At 59.2% G+C, this 22,724-nt stretch carries 16 protein-coding genes and 2 pseudogenes; 10 read left to right on the forward strand and 8 right to left on the reverse strand.

Annotation, left to right across the window (positions count from 1 at the left end; genetic code table 11):
- Positions 1-5: 5 nt before the first annotated feature.
- From mscK to AB4O40_RS19735, 4 genes are all read right to left on the reverse strand, one after another.
- Positions 6-3,374: a mechanosensitive channel MscK gene (mscK, locus tag AB4O40_RS19720; protein WP_056725591.1), complete on the reverse strand. Its 3,369-nt coding sequence runs from the start codon at positions 3,372-3,374 to the stop codon at positions 6-8.
- A gap of 34 nt (positions 3,375-3,408) precedes the next feature.
- Entirely contained in the window at positions 3,409-5,151 is a 1,743-nt protein-coding gene (locus AB4O40_RS19725; RefSeq protein ID WP_056725589.1) for a potassium/proton antiporter, read from the reverse strand.
- Between the two features lie 320 nt (positions 5,152-5,471).
- Entirely contained in the window at positions 5,472-5,900 is a 429-nt protein-coding gene (locus AB4O40_RS19730; protein WP_460154583.1) for a hypothetical protein, read from the reverse strand.
- A gap of 170 nt (positions 5,901-6,070) precedes the next feature.
- Positions 6,071-6,340: a hypothetical protein gene (locus AB4O40_RS19735; RefSeq protein WP_460053595.1), complete on the reverse strand. Its 270-nt coding sequence runs from the start codon at positions 6,338-6,340 to the stop codon at positions 6,071-6,073.
- A gap of 130 nt (positions 6,341-6,470) precedes the next feature.
- Here AB4O40_RS19735 and AB4O40_RS19740 point away from each other — a divergent pair, with 130 nt between their 5' ends.
- The 4 genes and pseudogenes from AB4O40_RS19740 (at position 6,471) to AB4O40_RS19755 (ending at position 9,033) form a co-directional block, all read left to right on the forward strand.
- Positions 6,471-6,680 (forward strand): hypothetical protein, encoded by a 210-nt coding sequence (locus AB4O40_RS19740; RefSeq protein WP_056725587.1) that lies wholly within the window; start codon positions 6,471-6,473, stop codon positions 6,678-6,680.
- Positions 6,677-6,979 (forward strand): cell division protein ZapA, encoded by a 303-nt coding sequence (locus tag AB4O40_RS19745; protein WP_007981180.1) that lies wholly within the window; start codon positions 6,677-6,679, stop codon positions 6,977-6,979. The genes AB4O40_RS19740 and AB4O40_RS19745 overlap by 4 nt, the downstream gene beginning before the upstream one ends.
- Before the next feature lie 263 nt (positions 6,980-7,242).
- Positions 7,243-8,121, forward strand: a pseudogene (locus AB4O40_RS19750) (cache domain-containing protein); the annotation flags it as partial.
- A 204-nt stretch (positions 8,122-8,325) separates the two neighbouring features.
- Positions 8,326-9,033, forward strand: coding sequence for a methyl-accepting chemotaxis protein (locus AB4O40_RS19755; protein WP_460160158.1), 708 nt, complete (start codon positions 8,326-8,328; stop codon positions 9,031-9,033).
- A 119-nt stretch (positions 9,034-9,152) separates the two neighbouring features.
- Here AB4O40_RS19755 and AB4O40_RS19760 read toward each other — a convergent pair whose 3' ends face one another.
- Complete coding sequence (locus AB4O40_RS19760; RefSeq protein ID WP_409078554.1) at positions 9,153-10,955, reverse strand: acyl-CoA dehydrogenase; 1,803 nt, start codon at positions 10,953-10,955, stop codon at positions 9,153-9,155.
- A gap of 259 nt (positions 10,956-11,214) precedes the next feature.
- Positions 11,215-15,165: a trifunctional transcriptional regulator/proline dehydrogenase/L-glutamate gamma-semialdehyde dehydrogenase gene (putA, locus tag AB4O40_RS19765; RefSeq protein WP_460053593.1), complete on the reverse strand. Its 3,951-nt coding sequence runs from the start codon at positions 15,163-15,165 to the stop codon at positions 11,215-11,217.
- A gap of 460 nt (positions 15,166-15,625) precedes the next feature.
- Between putA and putP the strand changes: the two genes are divergently transcribed.
- The 5 genes and pseudogenes from putP to AB4O40_RS19790 all read left to right on the forward strand — a co-directional run.
- Positions 15,626-17,110, forward strand: coding sequence for a sodium/proline symporter PutP (putP, locus tag AB4O40_RS19770; protein WP_460053592.1), 1,485 nt, complete (start codon positions 15,626-15,628; stop codon positions 17,108-17,110).
- A gap of 290 nt (positions 17,111-17,400) precedes the next feature.
- Positions 17,401-18,804: a PAAR domain-containing protein gene (locus AB4O40_RS19775; RefSeq protein WP_409078555.1), complete on the forward strand. Its 1,404-nt coding sequence runs from the start codon at positions 17,401-17,403 to the stop codon at positions 18,802-18,804.
- On the forward strand, positions 18,804-19,187 hold the full coding sequence (locus AB4O40_RS19780; RefSeq protein ID WP_409078556.1) for a hypothetical protein: 384 nt from the start codon (positions 18,804-18,806) through the stop codon (positions 19,185-19,187). Before AB4O40_RS19775 ends, AB4O40_RS19780 begins: the two co-directional genes overlap by 1 nt.
- A gap of 540 nt (positions 19,188-19,727) precedes the next feature.
- On the forward strand, positions 19,728-20,057 hold the full coding sequence (locus AB4O40_RS19785) for a hypothetical protein (RefSeq protein WP_409078557.1): 330 nt from the start codon (positions 19,728-19,730) through the stop codon (positions 20,055-20,057).
- Positions 20,058-20,078: 21 nt separating this feature from the next.
- Positions 20,079-20,189, forward strand: a pseudogene (locus AB4O40_RS19790) (sodium:solute symporter family transporter); the annotation flags it as partial.
- An 87-nt stretch (positions 20,190-20,276) separates the two neighbouring features.
- On the opposite strand, the gene AB4O40_RS19795 reads toward AB4O40_RS19790, so the two are convergent.
- Positions 20,277-20,771 (reverse strand): DUF2165 family protein, encoded by a 495-nt coding sequence (locus tag AB4O40_RS19795; RefSeq protein ID WP_056725574.1) that lies wholly within the window; start codon positions 20,769-20,771, stop codon positions 20,277-20,279.
- Positions 20,772-20,978: 207 nt separating this feature from the next.
- On the opposite strand from AB4O40_RS19795, the gene AB4O40_RS19800 reads away from it, so the two are divergent.
- Positions 20,979-21,815: a 23S rRNA (adenine(2030)-N(6))-methyltransferase RlmJ gene (locus tag AB4O40_RS19800; RefSeq protein WP_223541749.1), complete on the forward strand. Its 837-nt coding sequence runs from the start codon at positions 20,979-20,981 to the stop codon at positions 21,813-21,815.
- 99 nt (positions 21,816-21,914) lie between these two features.
- Here AB4O40_RS19800 and msrA read toward each other — a convergent pair whose 3' ends face one another.
- The gene (gene msrA, locus AB4O40_RS19805; RefSeq protein WP_409078558.1) at positions 21,915-22,565 is read right to left on the reverse strand and encodes a peptide-methionine (S)-S-oxide reductase MsrA; all 651 of its coding nucleotides are present in this window, start codon (positions 22,563-22,565) and stop codon (positions 21,915-21,917) included.
- Positions 22,566-22,724: the final 159 nt, after the last annotated feature.

A 22,724-nucleotide genomic window follows, 5' to 3' on the forward strand; every position in this document is an offset into this window, starting at 1 on the left:
TCCGGTTAGTCGAGTTTGGCGGCGGGCGGTTCTTGCGCTGGCTTGCCGTCGACGATCGGCACGATGGTTTTCGCTTCCGGTTCGATCGGCACCATCTTGTATTCCTGGCCGTGCAGGTTCTTGAGGTAGACCTCCATCTGCCGGAACGAGATGTTGATGTGCTGCTTCTTGAACTCGCGGTTGATGAAGCGGTTGACCTCGTCGAGCACCGGGTTGCGGTCGCCGAGATCGCGCACGTGCATGCGCAACTCGTGGTCGAGGGTGCTTTCGCCGAAGTTGAGGAAGTACACGTGGGGTTCCGGGTCTTTCAGCACGCGCGGGTTATCCCGTGCGGCCTTGAGCAGCAGCTCTTTCACCAGGTCCAGGTCCGAGCCGTAGTCGACGCCGAGCTTGAGGGTCACCCGGGTGATGGTGTCGGTCAGCGACCAGTTGATCAGTTGCCCGGTAATGAACGTCTTGTTCGGGACGATGATGTCCTTGCGGTCGAAGTCGGTGATGGTCGTGGCACGGATGCGAATCTTGCTCACGGTGCCGGACAGGTTGCCGATGGTGATGGTGTCACCGATCCGCACCGGGCGTTCGAACAGGATCATGATGCCGGAAATGAAGTTGGCGAAGATCTCCTGCATGCCGAAACCGAGGCCGACCGACAGGGCCGCCACCAGCCACTGCAGCTTGTCCCAGCTCACGCCGAGGGTCGACAGCGTCGAGACGAAACCGACGCCGGCGATCACATAAGACAGCAGTGTGGTGGTGGCGTAGGCGCTGCCCTGGGCAAGATTCAGCTTCGACAGCACGAACACTTCGAGCAAGCCCGGCAGGTTGCGTGCCAGGGCGAAGGTGATGCCGATGATGATCAGCGCGCCGAGCATGTCGCCGATGCTGATCGGTACCATGCTCATGTTGGCGCCGGTACCGCTGGTGTATTCGTAGAGGGTGACGTTGTCCAGGTACGAGAACACCGTGATCAGGTCGGCCCAGACCCAATACAGTGCCGCCATGAAGCCGCCGAGCAGTGCCAGGCGGATCAGGCGCAGGGACTGTTCGTTGACCTTCTCGATGTCCATCGTCGGTTCTTCGATCACCGCTTCGCCATCGCCGGCCTCTTTGGCGGCCAGCCGCTTGGCCAGGGCGCGCTGGTAGGCCAGGCGCCGCGCCGCCACACTGAGGCCGCGCACGAAGGTGGCTTCGATCACCAGCCAGAACATCAGCAGGTACAGGGTGTTGATCAAGCGGTCGCTGAGCTTCAGTGCGGTGTAGTAGTAGCCGAAGCACACCGCCACGAACAGGGCGACGGGCAGGGCGGTGAACAGGACCCCCACCAGTTTGCGGAACAGCGAAGCGTTTTCGTGGGTCGGGCTGCTGCTGAGCAGGCGGCTGAGCAGCAAGGTCATCAAGGCGTAGCAGATCAGCACCACCGGCATGCCGAGCACGTCATCGGCCAGTGCCGCCGGTTGCAGTTCGGCAACGGCGACGACGGTCACCAGTGCCATCACCACGATACCGAGGCGGCGGATCCATCTGCGCAGGAATTCCACCTGGGGCTTTTCCCAACGGAAATGCAGTTCTGCCACACCACCTGGCGCGAGGATCCGGTAGGCGGTGTAGAACACCAGCCAGGCCCCGGCCATTTGCAGCAGCGCCGCGCCCATATTGGCGTTCTGTCCACGGGCGTCGATCTGCAAGGCCAGCCCGCACAAGGCGAGGCCCAGGGAAACCGGCATCGCCAGCAGAATGTTGATCAGAATCGCCTGCGGCGTGTGCCACTGGCTATCGCGCTTGAAGTGACCGATGTCCTGGTGAACCTTGTTCAGTCGCGCGTACAGATTCTTGCGCCGCCACAGCAACGCGCCGATCAGCAGGGCCAGTGGCAGGAACAGCAGTGGGCGCTGGGTCAGGCCGTCGGTCAGTTCGCTCAGGCTTGACAGTACCGGCAGCGAATCGAGTTGCCGCTGCAGGCGATCCGGCACGCTGTGAATCCACTCCAGGTCCAGCGGCTTGTTACTGGGAATCCAGAACATCTGCTCATCCAGGGTCGCCCGCAGGCTTTGCGCGGTGCTGAGCAATTGCTTCTGGTTCAGTTGCAGGGTGATGGATTCATTGAGCACCGCACTCAGCTCGCGGTTCAGTCGCTCCAGCAGGTCGGCGCGGGTGGTGGCCAGTTCCATCAGGCTTTTGCGCAGCTGCGCCGTGACTTGCTCGGGGGGTTGGGTCGACAGCAGGTTTTCGACGTAGGTGGTCGGGTTGCTCAGCAATTCCCGTTGCTGGCTGACTTCGAACTGATACAGGCGAATGTCGGCGATCTGGTCGGCCAGGTTGCGGTCGAGCCGCAGGCGCGGCAACGCCTGTTTCTGTTTGTAGAGAATCTTCGAGAGCAGCAGGCTGCCTTTGAGTACGTTGATTTGCTCGTCCAGGGCCGCATCGCTCTGGGTCAGGCTGTCCAGTTGCTGCTTGGTCTGCAGGTTCTGCTGGGTGACTTCGTTCAGGCGGTCGGTGCTTTTGAGCAGGTAGTCCGAGAGCTTCAGGTTGGCCGCGCTTTCGGTGGCCAAAAGGCTGCTGCCGCCGGCCTTCTGCGCTTCGATGGATTGCTGGGTGACCGTTTCCTGGGACAACGCCAGGCGCTTCTGGTTGATCAGGGTTTGCAGTTCCTGGATTTCCCGATCCAGGCGGTCGGACCGCTCCGACAACAGGTCATGCTGGCTGTTGCCGAGGTCTTGCAACTGGGTATTGCCGGCCAGTTCCTGGCGCCGCAACGGGATCAGGGCGTTCAGCGCTGCCAGCTCGGCATTGAGCTGGTCGCGCTGCTCGGGGCTCAGGGTCTTGCCGGCGTCTTTGCCGTTCTTGAGGGTGTTGTTGATCTGCTGAATGCGCGTCTGGCTGCTGGATATCTCCGCCTGGGCGCGCTCGGGGCGAGTCTGGGCGGTGATGATCAGGCTGTTGGCGTCGGCCAGGGCCTTTTGCAGGTCGCTTTGCTGGGTGGAGCGCTCGGTGAGCAATTGTTCCAGCTGCTGGATCGGTTCCTTGGCGAAACGCTGCGCCACCGGCACCACGGAACTGGCCTTGAGGCGGGTCAGTTCACGCTGGTTCTCGATGGTCTGTTTGGGCGCACTGCTCAATTGCTGCTTGAGCGCGATCAGCTTCTGCTCGTAGTCGCGCTTGTTGTTGAGCTGGTTCAGCGTGCCTTGCAGGACCGATTGCAGGGCCTTCTGATCGGCTTCCGGCAGTTTGCGGTCGGAAATCTTGTCCAGGCTCGCTTGCACGGCTTCGCTGGAAGGCGGTTCGGCCGCTTGCGCCGCTTGCGATAAACCAAGGGTGCCGACAGAGAGACTCAAACCCAAAAGGGCAATGGCGAAAATGGAGCGCAGGTTAGGCATAAAGACCGGTCAAGCAAGTGATAGTGGAAGCAGTTTAGAGGAAGAGTCCGGGACCCGGGCGACTTCCTTCGGGGAATCTGACGCCCACTTTACCGATCTTGTTCCCGTCCATGACGGCCACGGTCCAAATGGTGTTGTTCCATTCCACCTGGTCACCCACCACCGGCGCGCCCCCAACCTTCTGGGCAATGAAGTGGCCCAGGGACATGTCCGGATCGATGCCTTCGACCTTCAGGCCATACAGTGCCGCAACCGCGGCCAGCTGGGCGTCTCCTTCGAGTACGAAGTCGCCGAAGAAACGCAGATCGAGGCCCCGTTGCGGCGCTTGGCTGAAGAGTTTTCCGAGGGCCGGCAGGTTGTGTTCATGGCCGATAACACACAGCAAATCATCGACTTCCAGTACCGTACTACCCGACGGATGGAGTAATTGTTGGCCACGAAACAAAGCGGCGATACGGGTGCCTTCGGGCATTTTCAGCTCGCGCAGGGGCGAACCGATGCACCATTTTTCCGCGCCGAGGCGATAGACGAACAGCTCCCACTCGCTGGTGACGTGTACTTCCAGGGCCGAGCGGGAGATGGGCGCCGGCTCCGGGGGCACCGTCACCTTTAGCAGCTTGGCGACCCATGGCAGGCTCGTGCCCTGAACCAGCAGCGACACCAGCACGATAAAGAACGCGAGGTTGAAGTACAGCTGGGCGTTGGGCAGGCCGGCCATCAGCGGGAACACCGCGAGAATGATCGGGACCGCGCCGCGCAGGCCGACCCAGGAAATGAAAGCCTTCTCGCGACCATGAAATGCCTTGAACGGCAGCAGGCCAACCATCACCGACAGTGGCCGGGCAAACAGAATCATCCACAGCGCCAGGGCCAGTGCCGGCAAGGCGATAGGCAGCAGGTCGTGAGGCGTCACCAGCAGCCCCAGCACCAGGAACATGCCGATCTGCGCCAGCCAGGCCATGCCGTCGAGCATGTGCAGGATGCCGTGGCGGCTGCGCACCGGACGGTTGCCGATTACCAGGCCGCAGATGTACACCGCCAGGAAGCCGCTGCCGTGCAGGGCGTTGGTCAGGGCAAAGACGACCAACCCGCCGGCGATGACCAGAATCGGATACAAACCGGTGGCCAGATTGATGCGGTTGACCAATTGCAGCATCAGCCAACCGCCACCAAGACCGATGACGCCGCCGATACCGAACTCGCGCAGCAAGTGGGTCAGCAGGCTCCAGTGCAGGCCGGTCTGGCCGCTGGCGAGCATGTCGATCAGGGTGACGGTGAGGAACACTGCCATCGGGTCGTTGCTGCCGGATTCGATTTCAAGGCTGGCGGTTACCCGTTCATTCAGGCCCTTGCCACCCAATAGCGAGAACACCGCGGCGGCGTCGGTGGAGCCGACGATGGCGCCGATCAGCAGGCCCTGGATCAGATTCAGGTTGAACAGCCATGCGGCCGCCATGCCGGTCAGCCCGGTGGTAATCAGCACGCCGACCGTGGCCAGAGAGAGCGCCGGCCATAACGCCACGCGAAAACTCGACACTCTGGTGCGCAAGCCACCGTCGAGCAGGATCACTGCCAGTGCGAGGTTGCCGACCAGATAAGCCGTGGGGTAGTTATCAAAAAGAATGCCGGCGCCATCGACACCGGCCACCATGCCGACGGCCAGGATGATCACCAGAATCGGGATGCCGAGGCGGGACGAAAGTGAGCTCACCAGAATGCTTGCACCTACCAGCAACGCGCCGATCAAGAACAGGCTGTTGATGGTCGTCGCATTCAAAGGCAGTACTCCAGAAAGCTGAAAGGCGGGCGCAAACTGACCATGCAGTCTGCGTGCCAGCGATTCTAACCTGTTGAATTGCGTCGCTGTCAAAAAAGGTTTGAGGGCGCCTGCTCAGATGCTATCTCTATGATTGGCTTGCTGTTGTGTTGATGAAAGATCCATTCGAATGGGGACTGTTAGTTTTCCGCTCAAGTCTTAAATTGAGTGGGATGTTTAATTGGCAAAGTACAATAGGTTTTTCAAGAAAGAAGCGATTGTTTTGCTGGTTTTTTGAGTTCGCTTTGGATAGGTGCTGTTAGATTGTTTGCTACGATGTGTCAGGACCATCCAGAATCGACGATGTCTCCCAGGCGGACGAGACCTTTTACTGAAATGACCATCATTGATGATTTAGCGCTTTGTCCTTTTACGAGGATATTACTCTGGTTGTTGTGAGGTAAGTAATCCAGAAATGCATCGCCCGGATTCCTGAATTCAGAAATGTCCGAAAGATTGAAGTTCAGTGAACCCACTCCGGCATTTTTCAAGGCTGTTGACATGTCGATGCGGTCTTTGCCTGTTTCGAAATTGGCGATGTATTGAGATTTTCTGGATGCTTCGAGAAATTCGATTATGCCATAGGTGACGCCGCCTCTATCGTTTGGTGTCAAGGTAATGCCGGGGCTTGTTGCCGTGTCGCTGTGCTGTGGGGCGGGGTCTGCAGTTGTAGAAGTAAGGGGGGTGAAGCTATTTTGATTTTCAATCATGATGAATTAGCTCTCGTTGGTATGTAAGTAGGGGGTTGTGATAGTTTTTAGTTTGATCCGCTATTCGGCGATGAGTAGATTGTTCCATGGTCTGAGTTGCCATTGCGAGCGAGGGTTTTATTCGAAGTGTGTCATGGTTGTTTTGTTGTGCTAATTGGTGGTGTGAACAATTATTTAGGTTTGTCGCGGTTGTCTTGAGTGTCGGGTTCTTCAGTGCACCATTTTTTATATTGAATTGGCGCTGTTGTACCGAATCGCGGGAAGTTGGATTGAGTGAGGTAATGGTGGGGATGTTTATTTGTTTCGTTATCCGCCGTGGCGGTCCGTTCGATTTCATTGTTTTGTCGGGTCAGAGAGGCAAAGTGGTGAGGGGCGAAAATCCGCAGCAGGGGTATCGCACAAACGCCATGGCGACGAAGTGCAGGAACCAGATCGGGCAATCACAGTCTCTACAGTTCGCGAGAAAGGTCACTCGTCAGCAAAATCAAGGCTTTGCGCCTGTATAACCCTGGCATCCAGGGTGACTTTTCTTTATCGTACGCGCCCTTTGAAAATGCCCGGAAAATCAAAATGTTGGAAGCATCCCTTAGCCAATTGGAACAACTGGTCAGCGACCTGGTGCAACAGAACCAGAACCTGGCCGCGGAACTGGCCCAGGCCAAAGATGAAAACGAAAGCCTGCAACTGAGCCTGATGGAGCACGAAGAAAAGCAAGGCGCCACGGCGGCTCGCATCCAGGCCCTGGTTGAGCGCGTCAGCGCAGGCCCTGTCAGCGCATGAGTTACAACGCCGCAGGGGTAAAAGTCGTCTCGATCCTGGGGGAGGACTATTCGATCAAGGCACCGGCCGGGGAAGAACAGACCCTGCTGGACGCCGCGATGATGTTGAAGGCAGCCCTGGCCGAAACCAAGAGGAAGTACCCGACGCTGATCGGTGACCGACTGCTGGTGCTGGCGGCGATGAATCTGTGCTCCCAGCAGATCGAAATGCAGAAGCAGCACAAGCTCGAACTCGACCGTTACCAAGAGCAAGTCAGCGCCACGGTTGAAGTGATTTCCAAGACGATCAATCAGGCCTGATCGGCTTTGCGCACAACCAAAGAATAAATTGTCGGTTGGCTTGTATACAATCGGCACGGCTGTTGCAGTGTTTCAGCCTCTTATTCTTTGGGGGGTGCTCCATGCAGTTCTGGCGACGCAGTATTCAATGGCAGTTGATCCTGAGCATGGGCACCGCTCTGCTCGTCAGTATCCTGATCGTGGTTGGCATTTATACCCTGGTGGTCAACCGCCTCGCCCAGAGCTATCTGGTCGAGCAAGCCTTGCCGTCGAGCATCGAAGCGATGCGCAACGATATCGAGCGGATCCTCGTTCAACCCCTCACCGCCGCCAAGGACATCGCCAGCAACAGCATGGTGCGCAACTGGTTGGCCGGGGGTGAAGACAGTGCCCAAACCGCAAGCTTCGCGCAGTACCTGGAAGGCATCCGCGCCGAGCACAAAGCCTTTACCGCGCTGATCATCGGCACCGCGTCCAGCCATTACATCAGCGAAAAAGGCCTGGACCGCACCCTCAGTCGTTCCAATCCCAAAGACGCCTGGTTCTACTCGTTCCTCGACAGCAACCAGCCGCGCACCCTCAATATCGACAATGACACGGCGACCGGAGAATTGGCGCTTTTCATCGATCTCAAGGTGGAGCAGGCGGGCAAAATCGTTGGTGTTGCGGGTCTTGGCCTGAGCATGAAAGAGCTGTCGGAGCTGATCCACAACTTCAGCTTCGGAGAGCGCGGCAAGGTCTATCTCGTGCGTTCGGATGGTTTGATCCAGGTGCATCCCGAGGCGCAATTCAGCGGCAAACGTACCTTGGCCGAGCAGATTGGTGCTACGGCAGCGCAAGCGGTGATGGGTCAACTCTCTACCTCCAAAGCGTCCGCCACCAACAGTGGCTTCCAGCGTGATGGCGAAGATTATCTGGCGTTGAGCTTGCCGCTGCGCGATCTCGGCTGGACCCTGGTGGCCGAAGTGCCACAGTCGCAGATCTACGCCGAAGCCCGCCGCGCCATGTGGGTGAGCAGCGGGATCGGTCTGGCTGTCGCGCTGGTGTGCCTGTTGCTGGTAGTACTGCTGGCCCGTGGGTTGGTACGACCGATTCGTCAGGTAACAGCGGCACTGGTTGCCATCGGTAGCGGTGGTGGAGATTTGACCCACCGGTTAGATTCCAGCCGTGCCGATGAGCTGGGCGACCTGGCCCGTGGGTTTAATCGGTTCCTGGACAGCCAGCGCGACATGATTGGTGAAGTGCTGACCACCAGCGAACGCCTGCGCACGGCGGTGGTTCAGGTGGCCAAGGTTGTGGATAACACCGCTGAACGCTCCGGTCGCCAGCAGGAAATGACCGACATGGTCGCCACTGCTGTCCATGAAATGGGCCTGACCGTTCAGGAAATCGCGCAGAATGCCGGCAACGCAGCAGTCGCGTCGCAAACCGCTCGGGATGAGGCGATGCAGGCGCGGGAAGTGGTGGGTGGCTCGATCCGCCATATCGAAAGCATGTCTGACGAAATCGGCATCGCGGCCAGTGCTGTGGGTGAGTTGGCGCATCAGGTGGCGTCCATCGATCAGGTGCTGGCGGTGATTCGCGGGATTTCCGAACAGACCAATTTGCTGGCGCTCAACGCCGCTATCGAAGCGGCGCGGGCCGGGGACATGGGGCGCGGGTTTGCCGTGGTGGCCGATGAAGTGCGGACGTTGGCGCGACGCACACAGTCATCCACCGACGAGATCCAGCAGATGATCGGCAGCCTCAAGCAAGGCGCGGAGAATGCGGTGTCCTCGATGCATTCGGGGCAAGCGGCGACGGGCACGGGTGTTGAGTCGAGCCAGCGCACCGGGGCTTCGTTGACCGCGATTACCGGGCAGGTCGAGCGCATCAGCGACATGAACCATCAGGTGGCGACGGCGACGGAAGAGCAATCGGCGGTGACAGAAGAGATCAACCGTAACGTGCAGGGCATTTCCGATCTGGCCCGGGCGACGGCGGGGGAGGTCAGGGCCTGTCGGGATGATTGCCAGACGTTGCAGCGCTTGGCGGATGATCTGGCGCGGCAGATGGGGGGATTCAAGCTGAGCTAGAAGCTCAAAATCAAAAGATCGCAGCCTTCGGCAGCTCCTACATGGATCTGATATACACCCTGTAGGAGCTGCCGAAGGCTGCGATCTTTTTTGTGGCCATTACACCAATCTATACCTGATCAGAACCACTCATCCTGCATCCCCAGGCAAACATCATCCCGCGCCTCAAGAATCGCCAGCTCATGGTGACAGCCCGGTACTTCCCACGTCAGGAAATACCGCGCCGCCTGCAGCTTGCCTTTATAGAAGCTCACATCCGCCGCACTACCCTTGGCCAAACCTTCCTCGGCACGGATCGCCTGCTCCAGCCAGCGCCAGCCAATCACCGTGTGACCAAACACCTTCAGGTACAACGCCGAGTTCGCCAGGCTGCTGTTGACCTTGCCTTGGGCCAGGTCGGTCAGCAGGCCGATGGTCACGGTTTGCAAACGAGCAACCAGTTTTTCCAGCGGTTCACGCAGCGGCGTCAATGAGTCAAACGCCTGTGCTCGCTCGCCAGTGTCGGCGATCAGGCGGATCAGTTGCTTGAGTCCCGCGCCGCCATTCTGCGCCAGTTTGCGACCCAGCAGGTCCAGTGACTGAATACCGTGGGTGCCTTCGTGGATCGGGTTCAGGCGGTTGTCGCGGTAATACTGCTCCACCGGGTATTCGCGGGTGTAGCCGTGGCCGCCGAGGATCTGGATCGCCAGTTCGTTGGCCTTCAGGCAGAACTCCGACGGCCAGGATTTGACGATCGGCGTCAGCAGGTCCAGCAGTTCATGGGCCTGTTTGCGTTCGGTTTCGGTCGCAAGGGTCGTGGTGTCATCGAACAGCCGCGCTGCGTACAGGCCGAGGTCAAACGAACCTTCGACGTAAGCCTTTTGTGTCAGCAACATGCGTTTGACGTCGGCGTGATTGATGATCGCCACCGGCGCGGTGTTCGGGTCCTTGCTGTCCGGCACGCGACCCTGCGGCCGCTCGCGGGCGTATTCCAGCGAATACAGATAGCCCGCGTAGCCAAGCATCACCGCGCCCATGCCGACGCCGATGCGCGCCTCGTTCATCATCTGGAACATGTAGCTCAAGCCCTGGTGCGGCTTGCCCACCAGATAGCCGACACATTCTCCGTTATCGCCGAAATTCAGCGCGGTAGAGGTGGTGCCGCGCCAGCCCATCTTGTGGAACAGACCGGCGAGCAGCACGTCGTTGCGTTTGCCGAGGCTGCCGTCGTCGTTGACCAGGAATTTCGGCACAATGAACAGCGAAATGCCCTTCACCCCGGCTGGTGCGTCCGGCAGCTTGGCCAGCACCATGTGCACGATGTTTTCCGACAGCGGGTGATCGCCACCGGAAATGAAGATCTTGTTGCCCTTGAGGCGATAAGTGCCGTCGGACGCAGGTTCCGCGCGGGTACGAATATCCGACAGTGACGAGCCGGCGTGGGGTTCGGTCAGGGCCATGGTGCCGAAAAAACGCCCGTCGATCATCGGTTGCAGGAAGCGCTGCTTCTGTTCGTCAGTGCCGAAGCTTTCGATCAGGTTGGCCGCGCCCATGGTCAGGAACGGATAAGAGGTCGAAGCCGCGTTGGCGGACTGGAAGTGCGAAAAACAGGCTTGGGACAGCAAGGTAGGCAGTTGCATGCCACCAGCGTCGAAACTGCGCGCGGCGTTGAGGAAACCGGCTTCGAGGAAGGCATCCACCGCCGGTTTCACCTCTGGAATCAGAATCGCCTGACCGTTCTCATAGCGCGGCTCGTTCTCGTCGCCCTTGCGGTTGTGCGGGGCGAAGAACTTCTCGGCAATGCTGCGGGCGGTGCCAATGGCCGCATCGAAGGTCTCGCGATTGTGCTCGGCGAAACGCTCACGCTGGGTCAGGCCCTCGGCATCGAGGACTTCATACAGCTCGAAAGCCAGATTGCGGGAACTGAGCAACGTCTCGGACATGGCGACCTACCTTTTATTGGAATGGGCCGAGTCTAGGCTGGCGAATTTATGCTGAATAGCATGATTGATGAGCGTGATGGTGGGGCAGAGCAGAGCCTTAACAGGCACCACAAAACAACTGTGGGAGCGAGCTTGCTCGCGATGAGGCCATAACAGTCAACATCACTATCGACTGTTATGCCGCTATCGCGAGCAAGCTCGCTCCCACAGGGATTGTTGCTGACCCGGGCACCTGTTGCAGGTGCCCGGATTGTCGGATTTAACCGATCGTCATCAGACTGGCATTACCACCCGCCGCAGCCGTGTTGACGCTCAACGCCCGCTCGATCACCAGGCGTTCCAGCGCAATGTTGGTTTCGCCTTGCGACAGGCCCTGCACGCCAACGATGGCACCGGCACGCTTGGCAACCTGCTGGCACACCGCACGCAACTGATCGGAATGGCCGTGATGCACAACCGCATCAATCACCACTTCGTCCTTGTTCCAGTCGGAAACCAGCTTGATGCGCGCCTGAATGTCCTTCGGCAGACGTGCGAACAAGGCCTTGGTCATGTCAGCTTCCGGCCATACCGCCGAACCACCGACTGCCAATACCGCCGCCAGTTGCGTCAGCAGGTCGCCTTCGACTTCCGCCAGGCACAGCACGTGTTCGCGTGGCAGGATCGCGTAGCTGTTGCGCTCGCCGGTCGGGCCGGCCAGAACGCGGGTGATGCCGCTTTGCGATTGCGCGGCGAACTGTACGCACAGGGTGCTCAGATCGGCGAACTTGTGGCTGTCGGCCCAGGCTTTCAGGGCGTTCAGCGGCTTGCTCATGGCGTCGCGCAGGCGAACGTCCGGTGCTGCGGCAGCATCGCCACGAGCGAAGGATTGTTCGATCGCATCCGCAGGACGGGTCGACAACAGGCGGTACAGATACAGCGGACCACCGGCTTTCGGGCCGGTACCCGACAGGCCTTCGCCGCCGAATGGCTGCACGCCGACCACTGCACCGACGATGTTGCGGTTGACGTAGACGTTACCGGCGTTGACGTTGTCGATCACCTTGGCGATGGTCTCGTCGATGCGGGTGTGCACACCCAGGGTCAGGCCGTAGCCGGAAGCGTTGATCTGGCCGATCAGTTGATCGATGTCCTTGCGCTTATAGCGCACCACGTGCAGCACCGGGCCGAAGATCTCCCGCTGCAACTCGTCGAAGCTTTCCAGTTCGATCAGGGTCGGCATCACGAAGGTGCCGCGTTTGACCTCTTCAGCGTCGGCGATGGCCACCTGGTACACGCTGCGACCTTTGTCGCGCATGGCCTGGATGTGCTTCTCGATGCCAGCCTTGGCTTCGGCGTCGATGACCGGGCCGATGTCCACGGACAGGCGCTCAGGGTTGCCGAGACGGCTTTCGGCCATCGCACCCTTGAGCATTTCGATGACACGGTCAGCGGAATCTTCCTGCAAGCACAGGACGCGCAGGGCCGAGCATCGCTGGCCGGCGCTGTCGAAGGCCGAAGACACCACGTCGATCACGACTTGTTCGGTCAGCGCTGAGGAGTCGACAATCATTGCGTTCTGGCCGCCGGTTTCGGCGATCAGCGGGATCGGACGGCCCTGGCTGTCCAGGCGGCCGGCAATGTTGCGTTGCAGCAGGCGAGCGACTTCGGTGGAACCGGTGAACATCACGCCTTTGACGCGATCGTCGCCGACCAGGCCGGCACCGACGGTTTCACCGCGACCCGGCAGCAGTTGCAGCACGCCTTCCGGAATGCCGGCTTCGAGCAGCAGGCGCACGGCCTGAGCCGCGACCAGCGGAGTCTGTTCCGCAGGCTTGGCCAATACAGGGTTACCAGCGGCCAGCGCAGCAGCCACTTGGCCACTGAAGATAGCCAGCGGGAAGTTCCACGGGCTGATGCATACGACTGGGCCCAACGGACGGTGAGCGTCATTGGTGAAATCGTTGCGTGCCTGCACCGCGTAATAACGCAGGAAGTCCACGGCTTCGCGCACTTCGGCGATGGCGTTGGCGAAGGTCTTGCCGGCTTCGCGAGCCAGCAGGCCCATCAGCGGCTGGATCTCGGCTTCCATCAGATCGGCGGCACGTTCCAGGATCGCGGCGCGTTCGGCTGGCGGGGTGGCCTGCCAGATCGGCGCAGCGTTGAGGGCGCACTGGATCGCGTTGTCGACGTCTTCGACGGTCGCTTCCTGCACATGGCCGACCACATCGCGCAGATCGGACGGGTTCAAGACCGGTGCCGGCGCTTCGCTGCTGGAGGCGCAACCGAGCATCGGCGCCGCTTTCCAGTGGTTGTGCGCGGTGGCGAGCAGGGCGCAGGACAGGGACGCCAAACGATGTTCGTTGGCCATGTCGATGCCGCTGGAGTTGGCGCGCTCGGAGCCGTACAGGTCACGTGGCAGCGGAATGCGCGGGTGCGGCAGGCCGAAACCACCTTCCACGGTCGCCATCTGCTCGATGCTGGCTACCGGATCGGCCACCAGTTCCTGGATCGAAATCGACTGGTCGGCAATACGGTTGACGAACGAGGTGTTCGCGCCGTTTTCCAGCAGACGACGTACCAGGTACGCCAGCAGGGTTTCGTGGGTGCCGACCGGAGCGTACACGCGGCACGGACGGTTCAGCTTGCCTTCGGAGACTTTGCCTACAACCTGTTCGTACAGCGGTTCACCCATGCCGTGCAGGCACTGGAACTCATACTGGCCCGGGTAATAGTTCTGACCGGCGATGTGATAAATGGCCGACAGGGTATGGGCGTTGTGCGTGGCGAACTGCGGGTAGATGACTTCCGGTACCGACAGCAGCTTGCGGGCGCAAGCGATGTAGGAAACGTCGGTGTACACCTTGCGGGTGTAGACCGGGTAGCCTTCCAGGCCTTCGACCTGGGCGCGCTTGATTTCGCTGTCCCAGTACGCGCCTTTTACCAGGCGGATCATCAGGCGATGACGGCTGCGGCGAGCCAGGTCGATCACGTAGTCGATTACGTACGGGCAACGCTTCTGGTAAGCCTGGATCACGAAGCCGATGCCGTTCCAGCCAGTCAGTTGCGGCTCGAAGCACAGGCGCTCGAGCAGATCCAGCGACAGTTCGAGGCGGTCGGCTTCTTCGGCATCGATGTTCAGGCCGATGTCGTATTGCTTGGCCAGCAGGGTCAGCGACAGCAGGCGCGGGTACAGCTCGTCCATCACGCGCTCGTACTGGGCGCGGCTGTAGCGCGGGTGCAGGGCGGACAGCTTGATCGAAATGCCCGGGCCTTCATAAATCCCGCGACCGTGGGAGGCTTTGCCGATCGAGTGGATGGCTTGTTCGTACGAGGCCAGGTATTTCTGGGCGTCGTGCTCGGTGAGTGCGGCTTCACCCAGCATGTCGTAGGAATAGCGGAAGCCCTTGGCTTCGAACTTGCTGGCGTTGGCCAGGGCTTCGGCGATGGTTTCGCCGGTCACGAACTGTTCGCCCATCAGGCGCATGGCCATGTCGACGCCCTTGCGGATCATCGGCTCGCCGCTCTTGCCGATGATGCGGCTCAGGGACGACGTCAGGCCCGCTTCGTTGTGCGTGGACACAAGCTTGCCGGTCAGCAGCAGGCCCCAGGTGGCGGCGTTGACGAACAGCGACGGGCTGTTGCCCAGGTGCGGGTGCCAGTTACCGGTGCTGATCTTGTCGCGGATCAGGGCGTCGCGGGTGCCTTTGTCCGGGATGCGCAGCAGCGCTTCGGCCAGGCACATCAGCGCCACACCTTCCTGGGACGACAGGGAGAATTCCTGCAACAGGCCCTGAACGATGCCGGCACGGCCGCCGGCGCTCTTCTGGTTGCGCAGTTTTTCAGCAATCGAGGCGGCGAGTTTGTTGGTGGCCTCGGCCATCGGTGCCGGCAGGCGAGCCTGCTCGATCAGCATCGGCACGACTTCCGGCTCAGGGCGACGGTAGGCGGCGGTAATCGAGGCGCGCAGTACCGATTGCGGCAGGATGCTTTCGGCGAATTCGAGGAAGCACTGGTGGGCGTGATCCAGAGGCGCATCGACGCTGTCGTCGGAATCCTTGGTCAAACCGTTCAGCTCGGACAGGGTTGCACCACCCTCGAGTTTTTCCAGGTAATTGAAGATTGCCTGCTTGATCAGCCAGTGCGGCGTGCGATCAATCGAGGTCGCGGCGGCCTTGAGGCGTTCGCGGGTCGGGTCGTCAAGTTTGACCCCAAGGGTGGTGGTAGCCATGTTTTTATCCTCATGTTTGCCACGACTGCGTGGCATCAGCTGGCGGCAAGATTAGCCGTGCGACTGTTGAGGTGCAACCGGGTGCAACCCTTTTTTTGTCGGAATATTACGCAGCTCGTCAGGAAATAAATTCTGGTACCACGGTCCCGCCTCTGCTTGGTGCTTTTTAGGTTGGTCAGCCTCCGTTCTTGCTCCGAAAAGGAGCAAAAAACCAGGTTTGAAATTTATTTCCGACTGGGTGCAACTTATTCTCGAGAAACTGGTTGCACCTTATTTGCTTTGTTGAATAGCATTCGCGCCCAAGGTGCAACCCGGAAAAAACCGGGTGCTCCGGCTGATGGCTTTCCTGGGGAAACATCAGTCATAAATGCGCGGGAATCCGGATCGTCTGTCAAACGTATGCGTTTGCGAGCGGTTCACCAGCCGCCGCTACATAAAAACAAAGCCAGGGCGTAACTTAATGAGCGTAAGCAATCCAACCCTGATCACGTTCGTGATCTACATCGCAGCAATGGTGCTGATCGGCTTGATGGCCTATCGCTCCACCAACAACCTTTCCGACTACATTCTGGGCGGCCGCAGCCTGGGCAGCGTTGTGACCGCACTGTCCGCCGGTGCCTCCGACATGAGCGGCTGGTTGTTGATGGGCTTGCCCGGCGCGATCTACATGTCCGGTCTTTCCGAAAGCTGGATCGCCATCGGCCTGATCGTCGGCGCCTACCTGAACTGGCTCTTTGTCGCTGGCCGTCTGCGTGTGCAGACCGAGCACAACGGTGATGCACTGACCCTGCCGGACTACTTCGCCAGCCGTTTCGAAGACAAAAGCGGCCTGCTGCGGATCATCTCCGCGGTCGTGATCCTGGTGTTCTTCACCATCTATTGTGCTTCCGGCATCGTGGCCGGTGCCCGTCTGTTCGAAAGCACCTTCGGCATGTCCTACGAGACGGCGCTGTGGGCCGGTGCCGCGGCGACGATTGCCTACACCTTTATCGGCGGATTCCTGGCTGTAAGCTGGACCGATACCGTACAAGCCACCCTGATGATCTTCGCGTTGATCCTGACGCCGGTTATCGTGCTGCTGGCCACCGGCGGCGTCGACACCACTTTCCTGGCCATCGAAGCGCAAGATCCAAGCAACTTCGACATGCTCAAGGGCACCACTTTCATCGGCATCATCTCGCTGATGGGCTGGGGGCTGGGCTACTTCGGCCAGCCGCACATCCTGGCGCGTTTCATGGCTGCCGATTCGGTTAAGTCGATCGCCAAGGCCCGTCGCATCTCCATGACCTGGATGATCCTGTGCCTGGGCGGCACCGTGGCTGTCGGCTTCTTCGGTATCGCCTACTTCTCGGCGCACCCGGACATGGCTGGCGCAGTCTCCGAAAACCACGAGCGTGTGTTCATCGAACTGGCCAAGATCCTGTTCAACCCATGGATCGCGGGTATCCTGCTGTCGGCCATCCTGGCTGCCGTCATGAGCACCCTGAGCTGCCAGTTGCTGGTGTGCTCGAGCGCCCTGACCGAAGACTTCTACAAGACCTTCCTGCGTAAATCCGCTTCCCAGGTTGAACTGGTGTGGGTCGGCCGTGCCATGGTGCTGTTGGTGGCTCTGGTTGCGATCGCCCTGGCGTCCAACCCGGAAAACCGTGTACTGGGTCTGGTGAGCTACGCTTGGGCCGGTTTCGGTGCCGCATTCGGTCCAGTCGTGCTGATCTCCGTGATCTGGAAAGGCATGACCCGCAACGGCGCACTGGCCGGTATCCTGGTCGGCGCGATCACCGTGATCGTCTGGAAACACTTCGAACTGCTGGGCCTGTACGAAATCATCCCTGGTTTCATCTTCGCCAGCCTGGCGATCTACTTCGTCAGCAAAATGGGCACGCCGACTGCCGGCATGTTCCAGCGTTTTGCGGCGGCAGAGAGTGATTATCGTCTGAACAAGTGATGAGTGATGGGTTGAACTCTTCCCGTCCCTGATAAAAGAACGGCTCGCAGCTTTATGTTGCGGGCCGTTTTTTTTTGCACACCTGGTCCAGGGAACTGGCGTTGGTACCCCAATATCCGTGGTCCTTTTCAGTGTTGGTCGTGAGAAATTTCCTGATTTTCTCGGCCATCTTGAGTTTCATCTCTGTCCACGTACTTTGCGTTAAGCCACTCATCCCGAGTCGGCTTACCGATCGTTAACAGTGGTGCGCTGCCCATGACTGGGGCGGCAGTAGAGAGGGAGATCAATCAATGACTGAAGGGCATTTTATCCGCTTGGGTGACAAGACCACGTGCGGAGGCAAGGTAAAGGACGCCGATACACGCGTCATGATGTATGGCCTCGCCCATGCGCGCGAAGGCGATCCGGTCACCTGCGGCGTGGACGGCCAAACCTACAGGATTGAGGGCGGTATTTCCTACATGGTGAGTCATGGACGATTGGTGGCCGGCACGCTGGACAGTTTCAGCGGTTGCCCTTGCAAGGCGACTCTGATCGCATCGGATTTCACAGGCTCGTATGGATCCAGCAGAAGTGCTGCACCGCACGCCGCACGGGCCGTCAGACAACCGTCTGCCCTAGCCACGAGCAACCCGGTAGCATCGCCATCATCACTCGCGACCGCGCGGAGCAATCCGAAACCGATACCGTTCAATACATCGGTCCAGGAGCCTGGTTTTTACGTCGTTCCCAAAAGCACCACCCGGGAACAACTCGAGGCCTCGCTGTTCACCCTGCGCGACCCAGCGGTGATGGGCAAATTCAAGTTGCTCAATCCCAACCTGGGCGACGTCAAGGCCGGCTCGATGATCGTGCTGAGCGATCCCAATAACTTCCAGTGCACCCGCGAAGAAGCCCTGCTCATGGACGTAGCGGCCAAGACCAACCAGGTGCTTGCATCGCTCAGCCCGGAAGAGGCGGATTTCATGGTGCAACACCGTGATGCCATCCAGACCTTTCTGACCTATGGCTCGGGCGCAATAGGTGTCGGCGCGAGTATTCTCAAAAATAATCTGGATAACGTCAGCGAAACCCTGAAAAAAATCGAAGCGTTGCATCAACATTCATTTCTGCGCGATGGCCACCTGAGCTCACCGACGTTTGTGGCAGAACGGCAAAAGCTGCTGGCACAACTCGATAGCCACCTGACCAGCCTGACGCGCAAAGGCATTGGTTTCCCCGACCACCCCAACTTGAATCGGGCGCTGTTCCTCTCGCCTCCCAGTCTGGTTCATCGCTGGACGGAAGCTGGCGGCGTGGGGCAGATGCCGGGTTACGCGACTCATCTTGAGGGGGTGGCCAAAGCATCAAAATACATCAAGTACGGTGGCTGGGTCGGCACGGCTATTGGTGGCGGGGCATCTGCCTTGAAAGTTCAGGATGTGTGTTCGGCGGGAAATACCGAGGCCTGCAAGCGAGTTAAATTTACTGAGGCGGGGAGTTTCGCCGGTGGAATCGCAGGCGGCGCAGTAATAGGTACAGCCTTAACCGCTAAGACAGTTGGTGGGATTTGCCTCGCGGTCGGCGTGACCACGGCAGGAGTCGGAACCTTGGTCTGTGGCGTGGTGGTGGTGACAGCTGGATCGTTAGTAGGCGGCGCAGTGGGTAACGGGCTTGGCGAGTTATTTGGCGACATCGTTTACGAGATGAATTAATGACCCCGGGGAAATTGATTTTCGGCGCTTTCGGTGGCGCAGTCCTGCTGACGATATTCATTTGGATGGGGTTAGCACTTTACTTGTCCTACACCAAGATTGACGTGATGCTAAAACATCTGAAAAACAGTACTGCGGTCATGGCTTTATCTCACTATCGGCGTCTCGGAGCATGGGGCCACTTGCATTTGATTGCGGGAATCGCAGCACTTGTCGCGTTCCCTGATCGCTATATTAAAAATGGCACTCTAAGTGCTGACGACATAAACAGTCTTCCTGCTTCACTCAAGCGCAAACTTGTCATTTGGCGCTGGGGAGTGCTGATTCTTTGTGGATTGCTTTTGTTGCTCGGTGGAGTTGGTGCAGCCACTGACTGGATATAGTTAAAGTCCTCATGAAGATCAGATCGATTTAAATAATCTTCCCTCCACAAAAAATGGGCACCCAACCCGGTTGGCGTGCCCATTCTTCATGCCACTTTCCCGTCAGGCGGGTTGGGAGGATGCCTTACGGATTAACACTATCCTTCAACGGCTTGCCCAGCTTGAGCGCAACAGTCTCAAATCTCTTTGATGGATTGGGGGGTGCTGCGAATTTTCCGGGCAGGGTCCTCGGACGTTTCCTTCAAAACCTAGCGGTTTTCATGAACTGGTACGACGCGAGTTCCGTCGATAGTCTTTGGTGGTCACTGACAATTCAGTGGTGGGGTGTAGGAACCCGTTAAGACCATGAGACACGCTTGGCATCGACACCTGATTTGCGGCCTCTAACGTGCGCCCGTAAGATCTGTTGCGGCGGCTGTGCGCGGGCACGCTTCGGCGTGGTCGAGTTCTCTGGTCTCGATATTCCTACCCCGCGTATGGCTGCCACCCAAGCCTGTAGGAAGGCCCATGGTAGCCCCCACTTCTACCAGAGGTTAAAAAATGAAAACAATTCACCCCGACCCACCCTACGAAAAACCAATCCCCCATCCCGACAACCGCTTCATGGCATTGACCAGCAACTGCACCGATATGCCCACTCTGTTCGTCGACACCCACGTGCCACTCGACATCCTCACCGACGCCGCCAACTACAGAATCCGCACAGTTACCCAAGTGCTTGAGAACCTGTCGATGCGCGGTTCGATCGAGTGCGAGTCCTTCATCCTCAGCGATTTCGCCTTGCTCTGCGCAATTACGTTGCGCGATGGCTGTGATGTGCTGGATGTGGTTGGGCGGCGGTTGCGGGGGCGGCCTACAGCGGCGGCGTAGGTGTCGCCACAAGATCAAAAGATCACGGGCTTCATCTTCGCCAGCCTGGCGATTTACATCGTCAGCAAATTGGGCGCGCTGTCTGCGGGCACGCTGCAGCGATTCGCCGCGGCGGAAAGGACTTCATGCTGAGCAAATGAGGTTTTCAGCGAGGCATTAGCTTCCTGATTGAAGAAGACGGCACGCATCCGATGGATGCGGGCCGTTTTTTATTGGGGATCAGTCAAGATCGGCATCGGGCTGATTCAGAAAGATCAGCACACCCAGTATTGCCATGTAGAACCTGAAGGCTGCGTCCTGACCATTCCAAATATCGGATTGCCACATCAGAAACCACTCGCCTCCAACAACCATGAAGCCGAAAAACCACACGAAAAACCCTGTCGTCAAACCCGCTACGGCCCACTTCCTGGCCAGTCTGAACTCATGCCCACCGGCTGACCGCGAGCGCCAGAGCTGTAGTGCGCCGTAGCCAAGAAGTCCACAGGTAATGGCTTCGCCAAGGATGATCAGCCAGTAAGCTCCATGCCACACCCAAGGCAGATCAATTGCGCGATACCGGGCGGCGTTGTCAGGGAAGGTGGTATCCATGCTCAGCACATGCCGGACGAAGTTGAAGTTGGAACTGTAGTCGGTGATGTTGTTGAACACGGTCATGAAGGCGAATGCGGCGAGCGCCAGGGTCATTGCAATCTTTGCGTAGCGAATGGTCATTTGTGCGTCCTTTGCTTTTTTCGACAAAGAACGCTATCACGCCGGTTTGCAGGTTCGGGAATCTTCCTGTTGTGAGGCGTTTCTGAATTTGTCGATCGATGGTGCGTGCTTGTTGCCGCTATGAATGCTCGAAGTGTCCGCTCAGCCGCCAACCCCTGACTTGCCGGCCGGTAAAAGGTAAACTTCCCGGCCTTCGCAGGAGCAGCCATGAATTATCGTCACGCCTTCCATGCCGGCAATCACGCCGATGTGTTCAAACACCTGACCTTGACCCGCCTCATCGCCCTGATGTCGCGCAAGGAGCAGCCGTTTGCCTATCTCGACACCCACGCTGGCATCGGTCTGTATGACCTTCAGGGTGATCAGGCCAACCGTACCGGCGAGTACCTGGAAGGCATTGCGCGTTTGTGGGATCAGCCGGATCTGCCGATCCTGACCGCTGATTACATGCAAGTGCTGCACGAGATGAACCCGGATGGCCAGTTGCGCTATTACCCGGGGTCACCGGAGCTGGCACGACGCCTGACTCGTCCGCAAGACCGCGTGTTGCTCAACGAGAAACACCCGGAAGACGGCTTGCTGCTCAAGGACAACATGGCCGGTGATCGCCGGGTCAAGGTGCACCTGGGTGAAGGCTGGCATGTGCCGCGAGCCTTGCTGCCGGTGCCGGAGAAGCGTGCGGTGATGCTGATCGATCCGCCGTTCGAGAAGCTCGACGAGATGCAGCGCTGTGCCGCGTCGTTGAAGGAAGCGATTGGCCGGATGCGCCAGACCGTGGCGGCTATCTGGTACCCGGTAAAGGATCAGCGCGCGCTGCGTCGCTTCTATCAGGACCTGGCCGGTACTGGTGCGCCGAAGTTGTTGCGGGTGGAGTTGCTGGTGCATCCGCTGGATACGCCGAACAGCCTGAACGGTTCCGGGCTGGCGATTGCCAATCCGCCTTGGGGGCTGGAGGAAGAGTTGCGTGAACTGCTGCCGTGGTTGTCCCGGAAGCTGGGGCAAACCCAGGGTGGGTGGCAGATGGATTGGTTGATTGCCGAGTAGTAGCTGCATGATCAAAAGATCGCAGCCTGCGGCAGCTCCTACAGGGCTATGCGTACACCCGTAGGAGCTGCCGAAGGCTGCGATCTTTTGTTTTGGCGATCAGATCGGGCAGGTCACGCCGGTACCACCAATGCCGCAATAACCTTCCGGGTTTTTCGCCAGGTATTGCTGGTGATACGTCTCGGCAAAGTAGACGGTCGGGGCCTGGTCGATTTCGGTGCTGATTTCACCGAGACCGGCCTTGGACAGCTCGGCCTGGTAGGTTTCCTTGCTCTTGAGCGCCGCGTCCAGTTGTTCCTGGCTGGTGGCGTAGATCGCCGAACGGTACTGGGTGCCGATGTCATTGCCCTGGCGCATGCCCTGCGTCGGGTTGTGCAGTTCCCAGAACATCGCCAGCAGTGCTTCGTAGCTGACCCTGGCCTTGTCATACACCACCAGCACTACTTCGGTGTGGCCGGTCAGGCCCGAGCAGACTTCTTCGTAGGTCGGGTTCGGGGTGAAACCGCCGGCGTAGCCGACCACGGTGCTGACCACGCCTTCGCGCTGCCAGAAGCGGCGTTCCGCACCCCAGAAGCAGCCGAGGCCGAAGATCGCGAAGTCGACGTCTTCGAAGAACGGGCCGAGCAAGGGGGTGTCTTTAAACACAAAGTGCTTTTCAGGCAGGGTCATCGCGGTTTCGCGACCGGGCAGAGCTTGTTCTTTAGTCGGGAGCACGTTTTTGTTCACCAGAATTTCCGAGCGCAGAACCATGATCAGTCCTCTCAGTCAGGTTGGGTTGTAAATAAACAGGCCGTCAGTGTGCCCAATACCTGCCCGATACGCACTACCTTGTGGGAGCGGGCTTGCTCGCGAAGGCGTTGAGTCAGTCAGTAACCACGGCTCTGACACACCGCATTCGCGAGCAAGCCC

Source organism: Pseudomonas sp. S2_F07 (assembly GCF_054668325.1).